Source organism: Paenibacillus sp. NPDC057967 (assembly GCF_042887015.1).
Lineage (GTDB): Bacteria > Bacillota > Bacilli > Paenibacillales > Paenibacillaceae > Pristimantibacillus.
The window spans coordinates 1-12,448 of the sequence record NZ_JBHVQB010000001.1; the positions used below are offsets into that span (position 1 = coordinate 1).

Below are 12,448 nucleotides of genomic sequence, written 5' to 3' on the forward strand. Positions count from 1 at the left end.
GAAGAAACGTTAGGTCCGCTCGACTTGCATGTATTAGGCACGCCGCCAGCGTTCGTCCTGAGCCAGGATCAAACTCTCCATAAAAGTTAGTTTGACTTGCTCAATAACGTTGTTGCTTCGAAGTTCTTCACACTGACCAAGGTCAATGCGAGTTCTTCTTCTATCTATTAATTCCTTAGAATTAACAGGGCAGTTTCGCTCGTTGTTCAGTTTTCAAAGAACAATCAATTTCAGTGACAACGTTTTTTATCCTATCATATATCCCGTCATCGTGCAAGCTTTTTTTTAAAATCTTTTTCAGCTTGTCGTTGACGTCCGCCGTATTTCTCGGCCGGAATTAGAATATACCATAGCCTATTTCATTTGGTCAAGCACTTTTATAAAAAAACTTTACCCGATTGTTGTTTGCATGAACCACCCTACTGTTTTTAATGACGTGCATTTCATAAAACACTTATATCCGCATAAAATTCGGCAGACTATAATAGGAAAAGAATAGAAACCTAAGGAGTGTTACTTATCCATGAATTATAAGAAATGGTTACTATCCTCTGTCATTCTTCTGCTTCTCAGCTTTAGCCCCTCACTATCATCAAACACCAATGCAACCACATCAAAGCCAAATCCAAAATGGGTTGAAATCGCGGTAGGCATCATTCATAGCCTTGGGGTCAAAAGTGACGGAACCGTGTGGAATTGGGGGAATATTACGACCTATAGAGGAAGCCTTGGATCTGAGACGAACCTGTTCAGTCTTGTCCCCGTACAAGTTCCCTCTCTAAGCAATGTAGTCAGAGTCGCTGGCGGACAGACTCATTCCCTAGCACTGCGTTCGGATGGAACCGTATGGGCATGGGGCGGCAATCTTGATGGTCAATTAGGCGATGGCACTACTGTGAGCCGAGATATGCCGGCACAGGTGGGAAAACTTACTGATATCGTTGATATTGCTGCTGATTGGACAAGCAGCTATGCCGTGCAAGCAGACGGTACCCTGTGGGTATGGGGCGGTTTCTTCCCGGATAAACCAACGAACATGAAGAATATCACGGATGTACAGTCCATTTCTACTGGCTACTCTTCTTACGCTGTATTGAAGAAAGACGGAACGGTCATTCACGGCTATCAGCCTGAAAAGGTGATTGAGGGACTTGATAGCGTTACTCAGATTGCGATCAGCTCTTTTGAAGTATATGCATTAAAAGAAAATGGAACCGTATGGTTCTGGCCAGATGAAGATGGCAAGGCCAAGAAGCTGGACGGCATCACAGACGTCAAGGCAATTCAAGCCTCTGGAGGCGGTCCCCTTATGCTGAAGAAGGACGGCACTGTATGGTCTCAAGGCCATAATGTCGGCGGTCAATTAGGAATTGGCTCATATGAAGCAAGTGAAGTTCCAGTCCAAGCCGTTGGCTTGAAAAAAATGACGTCTATCGCGGCACACGGCGCCGGCTACAGAGCAATGGCGATTCGCGCGGATGGAACATTGTGGGCGTGGGGCAACGGATATACGGGGGACGGCACCAAGTGGTATCGAACGAAGCCCGTCGGAATTAAGGGCTACCCTGATGAACAACTGGAACCCGATCCTATCTTTGTAGAACTGGACGGCAGCACGCTTGCATTCGACACACCCCCAACGAAACAAAACGGACGGGTGATGGTTCCGCTCAGAGCGATCTTCGACGCGCTGGGAGCCGAAATCCATTGGGACGCCAATACTAAAACCATTACGGCTACAAAGGATCGCAATACGGTTATTTTGACGGTGGGAGAAAACTTTGCTTCTATTAATGGTGTAAAAGAAAAGCTCGATGCTTCTCCTGTTATCATCAAAGGAACTACTTTCGTGCCTGTGCGCTTTATCGGCAGCGCCTTTGGCAACGAAGTGCAGTGGGATGCTGTCCACAAAACCGTAATGATTTCAACAGCCCCATAACGGCTTCCCGCTTTCAAGCCATGCTGCTGTTGTATCCACGATCCCCCATCCATTATAATTTCAGAAAAAGCGTACCTAAGGAGTGAGGCCGGTGTCTCAAGCACATCATCACGAATCAGAGCTTGAATTGCTGCAGCGGCAGCTGCCTTTATGGCTGGCATCCAGCAAAGAGCAGTGTCGGGAAGGAAAAGTTGCTTCCTATATACCCGAATTGTCCAAAGCGCCACAAGAAGCGCTGGGTATTCATATCATCGACCAGGAAGGCCGCTCTGTCACCGCCGGTGATTGCAGCCTGACCTTCACCATGCAGAGCATATCAAAAGTATTCACCCTCCTCCTTGCGCTAATGGACAATGGCGAGGATGTTGTGTTCGACAAAGTAGGAATGGAGCCGACCGGCGACAACTTCAACTCCATGCTGAAGCTCGAGCTCGTTCAACCCGGCATTCCATTTAATCCGTTAATCAATGCGGGAGCAATCGCCATCTCCTCCCTGATTGCGGGAGGCAGCCCTGAGGAAAAATCAGAGCGTACGCTGCAGTTTTTCCGCAAGCTGGCACGGAATGACTCCCTCACCTATGATATGGCTGTCTATCACTCAGAAGCCGAATCTGCGGACTTGAACCGTTCCATGGCCTATTTTCTAAAAGACAACGGCGTGTTAAAAGGCAACGTGAACGATGTGCTGGATGTCTACTTCCGTCATTGCTCCATCGGCGTCAACTGTGCGGACTTGGCTCGAATGGCGCTCGTGCTTGCGTACAACGGTACCGATCCGATAACAGGCGTAAATCTCGTTCCCCGTCGTTACGTGCAGATCGCCAAGACGTTTATGGTCACATGCGGCATGTATAACGCCTCTGGCGAATTCGCCATCGAGGTCGGACTTCCCGCCAAGAGCGGCGTAGCCGGCGGCATTCTGTCGATGGTGCCGGGGAGGTACGGCATCGGTGTCGTTGGTCCATCCCTGAACCCGAAAGGCAACAGCATTGCCGGCGTTCATCTGCTGGAGACGCTCTCGAAGGAAATGGATTGGAGCTTGTTCTAATAAAAAGTAAAACAAATAAGGGCTGTGGCCCAGCAAATCAATTTGCTGGCCCACAGCCCTTTAATGTTTATATTGACAGGTGCCAGTTGCCCCATCGGCTGCAGAAATGAACCTCACCGCTATGGGCGTGTAATCACTTTGAAATCGCGGTTGATCGCAAAAAACTGCTCCGCTTTCTCCCGATGCTCGTCCGTAATTTGGCTGCTGAGCGCTTTGTAAGCAAGCAGGACGGCTGTCGCATCATCCGCAAAGCCCGCAACGGGTACAAAATCCGGAATGAGGTCAATCGGCAGAATCCAATACGCCAATGCGCCAATCGCAGTTGCTTTGGCCTTCATCGGCGTCGCCGGATCGGTGGCGCAATAATAGAGCGTCACGACTTCTCGTGCAAAAGGAACCTTGGACGCATAGCGCTTCACTTTGCCCCAGAAGCCCTCCTGCACATACTTCGCCTGCTGGTTATAATCCCCGATTTTGCCGGTCCATTTCTGGATATCCTTCTCCTCTAATTGCTCCGCTTCGACTTGCTCAGCAGCGAACGGCTCCCCATAATCCAGTCCTTCCCGATGCTCTTGAGCATATCCATCTTGGGCTTGTCCCTCTTGATCTGATCGTTCCATATGATAGCCTCCTTGAAGCTTGAGTTACCCCATAATACTGCAAAGGATCAGAAACGTTTCATTTGCCATAAAAGCAGCTCTCACGTTAGCACAACCTGACCATGAACCAGCTTGCTGTAGAAGCCGTTCCGCAGCAGCAGGTCATCATGCGTGCCGCTCTCCGTGACTTCCCCGTCCTGCAGGACGATAATCCGGTCCGCCGTCTGAATCGTATTGAGACGATGGGCGATGACAAAGCTGGTTCTCCCATTCATTAACCGCTGGAGCGCCTCTTGAATTTTTATTTCCGTGACCGTATCGATACTGCTGGTCGCTTCGTCTAGCACGAGAATAGCCGGGTCCGCCAGTATGGCTCTCGCTATGGCAATAAGCTGCTTCTGGCCTTGACTGATTCCGCCGCCATCCGGCTTCAGTTTTGCTCCATATCCGCCTCTCATTCTCAAAATAAAGGAATGGGCGTTAGCGAGCTTCGCAGCTTCCTCCACTTCTTCGTCAGTAGCGTCTAGCTTGCCGTAACGTATATTTTCCCGTATCGTGCCTTCGAACAAGAAGGGATCTTGCAGGACAAAGGCCATATGAGAGCGCAAGCTGTCGCGCCGTATGCCGCTTGCAGGCCGACCATCAATCCGAATGGAACCGGCCGAAGGCTCATAAAATCGGCAAAGCAGCCCGATAATCGTAGATTTGCCCGCTCCCGTCGGCCCTACGAATGCGACCGTCTCACCAGGCTCCGCATCGAAGCTGATCTGTCGCAGAATCGGATGGCCTTCCTGATACGCAAAGGAAACGTCGCGAAATTCCACCCGTCCCTTCATTGTACCCAGCGCAGCCGCCTCCCGCTCATCTGCCGCTTCCACGGGTTCGTCCATAATTTGAAAAACACGTTCGGCTCCCGCCATAGCGGACAATAGCGTATTCCACTGATTGGCCAAATCGTTCAGCGGGCGCGTGAATTGACGTGAAAACTCTGCGAATATCAATATCGTACCGACTGTAACACCATGCCCCCCAATGACGAGAAGCGAGCCTACTCCGACAATTAACGCAAAGCTCAAGTTATTGAGCCCGTTCATCAGCTTCGGAATAAAACCGGAGATTGCCTGCGCCCAGAAACCGGACATGTGTATTCGTTTATTGCGCTCATTAAAGGCTTCAATGACAACGGCTTCTCGGGAAAAAGCTTTAATAATCCGCTGGCCAGACAAGGTTTCCTCTACGAATCCGTTAAGTTCGCCGATATTGCGCTGCTGTTCTTTGAACAAGCGGCTTGTTCGACTCGTAATCCACTTCATGCCGAATACCATAAGCGGAATGACCATGAAGGTAAGCAGCGTAAGCAGCGGGCTAAGCGACAGCATCACGCCGACAATGCCGACCAGCAGCAAGATGCTCGATACGAGCTGGATGAACGAGCTGTTCAGCGATGAGCTGACATTTTCGATATCGTTCGTGACGCGGCTCATCAATTCGCCATGCTGGCGCTTCGCGAAGAACGGGATTGGCAGCTTGTGCAGATGGGCGAACAAATCCCGGCGCATCCCGCGAACCGTTTCCTGCGCTACTCCTATCATCCATATATTTTGCAGCCACATCGTCCATGCGTGAAGCCCATAGACAACTGCCAAGCCGATCAGAAAAGGGACGAAGCCCGTATTTTGCACCTCTATAAATCTATCAATCGCTGTTCCTGCCAAATAAGGGCCAAGCAAAGACAATATCGTGCTGAACACAATCATCACGAATACAGCCGCCAGCATCATGCGATGTGATGCCAGATAGCGCCAAAGCCGCTTCAGTGTTCCCGAAGCATCCTTAGCCTTCGCTGGTCGCTTTTTACCTGGATCGTGAGCGCCTGATCCTTCGCTCAGCGTTTTCGGAGGATCATAACGGAATGGCTCCTTTAACGATTCAAGCATGCGCTGCACCCGCCTTTCCGGATTGAGACTGGCAAATTTTCATATAGAGCGCGGATTCTTGCTTCATCTGCTCATGGGTGCCGCTCGCCAGCAGCTTACCGTCGTCAAGCAGCAAAATCCGGTCCGCATTGGCGGTCGAGCTTACCTTCTGTGTCACAAGGAGCGTCGTACAATTCATCGCTTTGAGCGCTTCCAGCAAAGCCGCCTCCGTCCGAACATCCAGCGCGCTGGTGCAATCGTCCAGCAATAGAATGGCCGGTTTGCGCACAAGAGCCCTCGCAATAGTCAGTCTCTGCTTCTGTCCTCCAGACAAATTCACGCCCATCTGTCCGATCACGGTATCGTACTGATTGGGAAACCGTAAGATCGTCTCATGGATTTGGGCCAACTTGGCCGCTTTCATGATCTCCTCCATCGATGCGTCATCCTTGCCAAAGCGGATATTGTCCGCTACTGTCCCCGAAAACAACACAATGTCCTGCGGCACATAGCCGATCGCCCTGCGCAGGTTCTCCATCTTCATCCTTTCATGATCTTGTCCGTCAATGCACACAGTGCCTTCAGCCGTATCATAGAATCGGGGAATAAGCTGGAGCAGCGTCGACTTGCCGGAACCCGTAGCCCCCATAATCGCCAGCGTCTCTCCAGGCAAGGCACGGAACGAGATATCGCTCAGTATCGGCTCCTCTGTGTCCGGGTAGCGGAAGGTCACATTCCGGAACGAGATGCTTCCCTCCATTTGAGAACGGGAAGAAGCAATTTCTCCATCCTTTAACGTTGCGTCTGTGACCAGTACGTCCTCAATACGCTCCGAGGAAGCTTTTGCCTTGGAGAAATTCACAACAATCATCGAGATCAAAGAAAAGACGCCTACGGTACGCGTCGCATAATTGACAATGGCAACAATCTCGCCAACAGATGCACTGCCCGCTTCGAGTTGTACCCTCCCGAACCAGAGCACCGCGATAATGCCTGCGTTCATGACCAGCAGGATAATCGGCATTGTCATCTCCGTCAGCCGAAGCGCCGCAACCGTCCGGTCCATCAATTCTCCGCTGGACTTGTCGAATCTGCCCCGCTCATGCTTCATACGCACGAATACGCGAATCAGCCGCATGCCGATCAAATTTTGCTGCATAATGGCATTCACCTGGTCGAGCCTTTGCTGGACGGAGCGGAACAGCTTCTCCCCCCTTTTCATAACCAGATACAGAAAAACAGCCAGAAACGGTATGGCTCCCGCGAACCATAACGCCAGCGTCGGATTCACGACAAACGCCATAATGACGCTTCCTACAATAAAGAGCGGAGCCCGCAGCATGATTCGCAGCCCCATAAATACCGTATTTTGCAATTGAATGATGTCATTGGTCAGCCTTGTTATTAAGGAAGATTCGGGAAAGCTATTGAAGTTGGCAAAGGAAAAGGACTGGATCTTCTCATACAGCTTCTCCCGCAGGTCGTAACCAAAGCTCTGGCTGACATGAGCGGCATAGAAGGAGCTTAAAATTCCGACCGCAAACGCCAAGACAGAACACAACAGCAGAATGCCGCCCCACAGGAAGATTACTTCCGTATCGCGCATCTGAATGCCTTCATCAATCATTTTCGCCATAATATAGGGCTGGAACAGCTCTATCAAAAGTTCTGTCAGCATAAGCGACAGCGCAACGATCGCCGCAACCCGGTATCGATTCAAATAAGAAAAAACAGTTCTCATTGCTAAACGTCCTCTCCGGCACCATCCCATGATGTCCTAGTTAGTTTCCATATACATCTATTATTATAAAGCCTTCCGGCCAAAAATGGCATGGATCTATCCCGTATGTTGGTTCGAGGGATACTAATTCCATATTCTAGGGATAAATTCCTACTTTGCTCCTAAAATGGTTGAGGACGTCCATTGTTTAGACTACTATAGTACTAGATAAGCTACTGAAATCAAGGACTATCGCCCTTACTACAAGGCAGGAGTTGAGATTATGAGCAGCCATGTCCGCTCAATCGAAGATGCAGCAGCAGGGATCATTCAAACGTTGAAGCATATCTCCAAGGTCAACACGATCTGCGTGACCGCGAATGACGGAACCTTGTCCAATCGCATTATTGGCGTCTATAACCGCGATCAGCAGCTTGTACCCTATGGAGCGGCTATGCCAATCCTGGCGAACTCGCTGCCGCATCAACAAACCACCCAATTTCATTACATTCCGAGCGTCATGGACGACGGTCGAATGACAGCCTCAGCCCCTTTACCCTTTATCAGCGACTGCTCTATGGTCTCCGTCTCGATCTATAAAGCCGATTCTGCTGCGCTTATCGGCTCCATCTGCTTGCTGGACAAGTCCCCTATCGAGCTGTCAGAAGCGGAGCAGGACTCGCTGCAATCCTTATCCTCGCTGCTTGGTTACATCATTGAACTGGAGAACGCCAGCCTAACCGACAGTTTGACAGGATTGTATAACCGCAGATATCTTACCCATCTGTGCAACAATGGCTCGGACAAGCTGTATAGTGTCCTCTTTATTGATATCGATGATTTCAAGGAAGTGAATGACCGCTATGGGCATGACACAGGCGATTTCCTGCTGCAAGAGATAGCGTCAAGGCTTCGGGCGAGCGTGCGCCGCTCCGATGTGCTCATTCGGTATGGCGGCGATGAATTTCTGATCTGCTTCCAGCATCTTGCGGATGATAGCGATCTGGCCATTATCGCAGACAAAATCAAGCTTTCGCTCAAGCAGCCCTACCTGATCGGCGGCCAGCTCGTCTATATCTATGCCAGCGTCGGCATGAGCTCCAAGCAAGGCGGAGGCTCGACACTGCGCGAACTGATCACCGATGCCGACCACTCCATGTACGATATGAAAAACAGCGATAAAAACGACTAATACTTTGCTTACCTGTACAGGCCAAATCGTCCATCCTCCACATAACCGTCCCTCTCCATTCATACATATGGTATGAACCGTGTTTTATACACCCACCTGGAGGGATGAGAGATGAATCAGGATGAGATTCGCGAACTGGAGCGAGCCATCGATGAAATAACGGAGATCGCGCAGGGCTTCGGCCTGGATTTCTATCAGATGCGATACGAGATCTGCCCCGCGGACATTATCTATACGTTCGGCGCTTACGGCATGCCTACCCGCTTCAGCCATTGGAGCTTCGGGAAGACATTCAATAAGATGAAGATGCAATATGATTTCGGGCTTAGCAAAATTTACGAGCTCGTCATCAACTCCAACCCGTGCTACGCCTTTCTGCTGGAAGGCAATTCCCTCATTCAGAACAAATTAATTGTTGCTCACGTCTTAGCTCACTGCGATTTCTTCAAAAATAACGCCCGCTTCGGCGTGTCGAACCGCAACATGGTGGAGAGCATGTCCGCTACAGCCGATCGGATTCACCAGTACGAGCTGCAATACGGCTCAGAAGCTGTCGAGAAATTTATTGATGCCATCCTCGCCATTCAGGAACATGTAGATCCCACTTTAATTAAACCCTATCAGCTGGATAAGAAACGATACATTGAGATGAGCCAAAAGGAACAGGAACGTTCCGCTGGACCCGCCCAACCGAACGCCTATGAAGAATTGTGGAATTTGGATACCGAGGCCGTCGCAGAAGCTAAAGCGGTAGCCGAGGAACTGGCAGCAGAAGCGAGACGCTTCCCACCTAAGCCGGAGAAGGACATCATATGGTTCATCGAAGAATATTCCCCCATTCTGGAGGACTGGCAGCGGGACATCCTGACGATGCTACGCGATGAGATGCTTTACTTCTGGCCGCAAATCGAGACCAAAATCATGAACGAAGGCTGGGCTTCGTATTGGCATCAGCGAATCATTCGGGAGATGGATCTGACAAGCGACGAAACCATTGAATTCGCCAAGCTGAATTCCTCGGTCGTCGTACCGTCCCGACACAGCTTGAATCCGTATTATTTGGGGCTGAAAATTTTCGAAGATATTGAACGCCGCTGGGACAACCCAACAAAAGAAGAGCAGGAGCGATTCGGACGCGTGCCCGGCAAGGGACGCGAGAAGATATTCGAGGTAAGGGAATTCGATTCCGATATTTCCTTCCTGCGCAATTATTTGACCAAAAATCTGGTCGACGATCTGGATTTGTATATATTCGAGAAGAAAGGACCTGAGTGGAAAATTACCGACAAGTCGTGGGAGAACATTCGGGATCAGCTCGTTTACTCCAAGGTAAATGGGGGATTTCCCAGCTTGTTCGTAAAGGATGGCGACTTCAACCGAGTAGGGGAATTGTATCTCATTCATCAATATGAAGGAACGGAGCTTGACCTGAAATATGTGGAGCGAACACTGCCTTACGTCGTTCAGCTCTGGGGAAAAAACGTGCATCTGGAAACCATCGTCGAGGATAAGAAATTAGTATTTAGCTGTGACGGGAAAAAAACGAGCAGAAAGTTCGTCTAAGGCGTGTCCCCGTTACTTACCATCCCTGATCTAGCCAATGGCTTGCATACGAAAGTCCAATACGGACGATCATAAGCCGGAAAGCTAATTCATTAAAGAAAGGGATGTTCACAGCTAATGAAAAAAGCAGGATTATTCGCCATTATGTTCGCATGCTTCACCATGGTCTTCACGGTTCCAACAGCCGACGCTAACCGCACCAGCATGGTCGAACCAAACGGTTCGATGTCGGTAGCCCCGTCACCAACAGCTTACCCGAATGGCAACACCGTGACGAATAATCTGAACCGTGCCACTACCAATGTAGGTAATGGAGTAAACCGCACCATTAACGGCATGGAAAATGGCATGAACCGTGCAATAACTGGCGTAGAAAACGGTGTGAATCGTACAGTTACAGGCTTAGAGAACGGTACAAATCGCGCTCTTGGCGTACGCGACAACAATGCTTACACCACCAACAATGCCAACAACAATTACAATCGCAACAATGCGAACATGAATCGCAATAACTACAGAGCAACAGCAAATACAACAACGAATGCCAACCGCGGATTTAGCTGGGGCTGGCTCGGTCTTCTTGGCCTGTTCGGTCTTGCCGGCATGAGAAGCCGCGACCGCGATCGCGCATAATCTAGATAACATATGGAGAAGCCTTCATGAATCGCGATCTCGCGAGCCCTTGAAGGCTTCTCTATTCCTCCACGGCTAATTAAGGGCGAATGGAAGATACATCGATGGCATCCGCTAATATGCCGATATCCTGATTCCGCATGTAAGCCCGGTAACCTTTGTTCTGTCTTACGCTTACCGATTTGATGCGCTCGCGCAGCTCGTCACTGGCCGTAATATGGTAGCGGTACTCCGGATATTGCCAAGTTAACGCAGACATAACCCGCTTCTCAATTATTCTTTTATTGCCGGTGTTATGATCGGTCTCAAGACCAACCAGCACATCGGTGTCGTTCATGACAGCAATTGCGGTTTTGACACCAGGCACGTTCTCTGCTATATGGGCAAGCTGGTCGTGATTGATTCTGTTTGTAGTGGCATTCGCTTCTCCAGCCGGTCTTCCTGTATGGTCATCCGGTATAGCCTTCCCATCGGATGAAATCCGGTTAAGCGGCTTAATCGCATTTTGCCTGATCTGCCGATCACGATTCGTATAATCGTCAGGCTCATTCCCACAGCCGCCAGTCATAACTAGCGCACTTGTTACAATGACAATCGATAGCGAAGTTCTGATATGCATCCTCATCTTCAAGCACCTCCGTGTATGCTCTTAACATGTACGAAGGCTACTTAAATATACATATCTCAGCACTTATTCCTACGTCTGGCATACATCCGTAGCAACCTTGAGCGTCTGCGCTCCTATGCCACCTGTATACGCCTTTCACCGGAACAATTAAAAAAGAAGCACTGCTATGAGCGCTCCTTAACTTACCTTATTCGTCATCTGATTGATTCAGCTGCTGCAAATCTTTGGTTACTTTCTCTACCATCTGAACGAAGGAAGCCAGCTCTTGCGAGCGTCCGGCCTGATTGCGTGCCTCCACCGATGTCTGCTCTGATTCACGGCGCACTTCGCTTAGCTTCTTCTCGATCTCTTCCAGCTTGGACGTGATGCCCTCCATAGCTCCGCGCGAGGAGGCAGCCAGCTTCCGGACCTCATTCGCTACAACCTCGAAACCTCTGCCGTTCTCTCCTGCTCTGGCCGCTTCGATCGCAGCATTGAGGCCGAGCAGATGCGTCTGATCGGACAAACCGCGAATGAGGCTGCCCATCTCATGAATACCATCCAGCTCTGAACGCAGTTCTCCCAGCAACGTATGCGTCTTATCCTGTGACTGCGAGGTGGATATTGCGGTAGCCGCAATGATTTGCGCCCCTTCGTCCAGCTCTACCATTAAGCTAACCAATTCCTGAACAGCGCTGGTCACCGTTGTCAGCATATGCGAGCGGGAATCCGCAAGCTTCTGAATCCGATACTGCTCATGCAGGTTATAAGCCTCCAGGACAAACTGTGAATCCAAATTGAACATTTTCGAAAGCGCATGCACAACTAGCTGCCAGCGTTCAGGCATGGTACGCTTCAGCACATCCGTCGCGATATCCAGATAAGTCATATACGATCCCAGATACCAGTCCGTCGTTAATCCAATTCTGGAGTGAACGGCGCCGATTCTGATGCGGTTATCAATAAAGTCGGAATCGATGACACCATCGGTGAGCGACATCCAGTATACGCGTTGTGTTTCTTTCAGTCTCTCTACCGTGCTCACTTTCGCGATTAGTGCCAGTAATTCCGGCTGCTGTCCGATCTTATCGTAGAAGCGAGTTACAACCTCTTCCACGACCTGCTGGAATATCGGTCTGCAATCGTTAAGCAATTGCAAGTCCTGCTCCCCAATTCCCGTATAGTCCAGTTGCTTCCGACGTTCTGCAGATACGTTAATCAATGCGCACGA

At 50.0% G+C, this 12,448-nt stretch carries 10 protein-coding genes and 1 rRNA gene; 5 read left to right on the forward strand and 6 right to left on the reverse strand.

Annotated features, from left to right (window positions below; genetic code table 11):
* A 16S ribosomal RNA gene (locus ACFVSO_RS00005) occupies nucleotides 1–84 on the reverse strand; the annotation flags it as partial.
* A gap of 439 nt (nucleotides 85–523) precedes the next feature.
* Here ACFVSO_RS00005 and ACFVSO_RS00010 point away from each other — a divergent pair.
* Together ACFVSO_RS00010 and glsA are read left to right on the forward strand one after the other, a co-directional pair.
* Entirely contained in the window at nucleotides 524–1,939 is a 1,416-nt protein-coding gene (locus tag ACFVSO_RS00010; protein WP_387468777.1) for a stalk domain-containing protein, read from the forward strand.
* 91 nt (nucleotides 1,940–2,030) lie between these two features.
* The gene (gene glsA / locus ACFVSO_RS00015) at nucleotides 2,031–2,987 is read left to right on the forward strand and encodes a glutaminase A (protein ID WP_387468779.1); all 957 of its coding nucleotides are present in this window, start codon (nucleotides 2,031–2,033) and stop codon (nucleotides 2,985–2,987) included.
* A gap of 119 nt (nucleotides 2,988–3,106) precedes the next feature.
* Here the strand turns inward: glsA and ACFVSO_RS00020 are convergent, their stop codons facing one another.
* The 3 genes from ACFVSO_RS00020 to ACFVSO_RS00030 all read right to left on the reverse strand — a co-directional run bounded on the left by ACFVSO_RS00020 (nucleotide 3,107) and on the right by ACFVSO_RS00030 (nucleotide 7,243).
* Complete coding sequence (locus ACFVSO_RS00020; RefSeq protein ID WP_387468781.1) at nucleotides 3,107–3,607, reverse strand: YkvA family protein; 501 nt, start codon at nucleotides 3,605–3,607, stop codon at nucleotides 3,107–3,109.
* 80 nt (nucleotides 3,608–3,687) lie between these two features.
* Nucleotides 3,688–5,523 (reverse strand): ABC transporter ATP-binding protein, encoded by a 1,836-nt coding sequence (locus ACFVSO_RS00025; RefSeq protein WP_387468783.1) that lies wholly within the window; start codon nucleotides 5,521–5,523, stop codon nucleotides 3,688–3,690.
* Nucleotides 5,516–7,243, reverse strand: coding sequence for an ABC transporter ATP-binding protein (locus tag ACFVSO_RS00030; protein ID WP_387468786.1), 1,728 nt, complete (start codon nucleotides 7,241–7,243; stop codon nucleotides 5,516–5,518). Before ACFVSO_RS00030 ends, ACFVSO_RS00025 begins: the two co-directional genes overlap by 8 nt.
* Nucleotides 7,244–7,505: 262 nt before the next feature.
* On the opposite strand from ACFVSO_RS00030, the gene ACFVSO_RS00035 reads away from it, so the two are divergent.
* From ACFVSO_RS00035 to ACFVSO_RS00045, 3 genes are all read left to right on the forward strand, one after another.
* A complete protein-coding gene (locus tag ACFVSO_RS00035) occupies nucleotides 7,506–8,414 on the forward strand; it encodes a GGDEF domain-containing protein (protein ID WP_387468788.1) in 909 nt (302 codons plus the stop codon).
* A 111-nt stretch (nucleotides 8,415–8,525) separates the two neighbouring features.
* Nucleotides 8,526–9,977 (forward strand): SpoVR family protein, encoded by a 1,452-nt coding sequence (locus ACFVSO_RS00040; RefSeq protein ID WP_387468790.1) that lies wholly within the window; start codon nucleotides 8,526–8,528, stop codon nucleotides 9,975–9,977.
* 117 nt (nucleotides 9,978–10,094) lie between these two features.
* The gene (locus ACFVSO_RS00045) at nucleotides 10,095–10,610 is read left to right on the forward strand and encodes a WGxxGxxG family protein (protein WP_387468793.1); all 516 of its coding nucleotides are present in this window, start codon (nucleotides 10,095–10,097) and stop codon (nucleotides 10,608–10,610) included.
* A gap of 79 nt (nucleotides 10,611–10,689) precedes the next feature.
* Here ACFVSO_RS00045 and ACFVSO_RS00050 read toward each other — a convergent pair whose 3' ends face one another.
* Together ACFVSO_RS00050 and ACFVSO_RS00055 are read right to left on the reverse strand one after the other, a co-directional pair.
* Nucleotides 10,690–11,235, reverse strand: coding sequence for a YhcN/YlaJ family sporulation lipoprotein (locus ACFVSO_RS00050; RefSeq protein WP_387468795.1), 546 nt, complete (start codon nucleotides 11,233–11,235; stop codon nucleotides 10,690–10,692).
* Between the two features lie 190 nt (nucleotides 11,236–11,425).
* Entirely contained in the window at nucleotides 11,426–12,439 is a 1,014-nt protein-coding gene (locus ACFVSO_RS00055) for a protoglobin domain-containing protein (protein WP_387468797.1), read from the reverse strand.
* Nucleotides 12,440–12,448 lie beyond the last annotated feature (9 nt).

What these genes read in the sequence shown, in the direction of transcription:
- ACFVSO_RS00045 (WP_387468793.1), top strand. Translation starts at nt 10,095, where the DNA reads ATGAAAAAAGCAGGATTATTCGCCATTATGTTCGCATGCTTCACCATG.
- ACFVSO_RS00035 (WP_387468788.1), top strand. Translation starts at nt 7,506, where the DNA reads ATGAGCAGCCATGTCCGCTCAATCGAAGATGCAGCAGCAGGGATCATT.
- ACFVSO_RS00030 (WP_387468786.1), bottom strand. Translation starts at nt 7,243, where the DNA reads ATGAGAACTGTTTTTTCTTATTTGAATCGATACCGGGTTGCGGCGATC.
- ACFVSO_RS00010 (WP_387468777.1), top strand. Translation starts at nt 524, where the DNA reads ATGAATTATAAGAAATGGTTACTATCCTCTGTCATTCTTCTGCTTCTC.
- ACFVSO_RS00025 (WP_387468783.1), bottom strand. Translation starts at nt 5,523, where the DNA reads ATGCTTGAATCGTTAAAGGAGCCATTCCGTTATGATCCTCCGAAAACG.
- ACFVSO_RS00050 (WP_387468795.1), bottom strand. Translation starts at nt 11,235, where the DNA reads ATGAGGATGCATATCAGAACTTCGCTATCGATTGTCATTGTAACAAGT.
- ACFVSO_RS00020 (WP_387468781.1), bottom strand. Translation starts at nt 3,607, where the DNA reads ATGGAACGATCAGATCAAGAGGGACAAGCCCAAGATGGATATGCTCAA.
- ACFVSO_RS00040 (WP_387468790.1), top strand. Translation starts at nt 8,526, where the DNA reads ATGAATCAGGATGAGATTCGCGAACTGGAGCGAGCCATCGATGAAATA.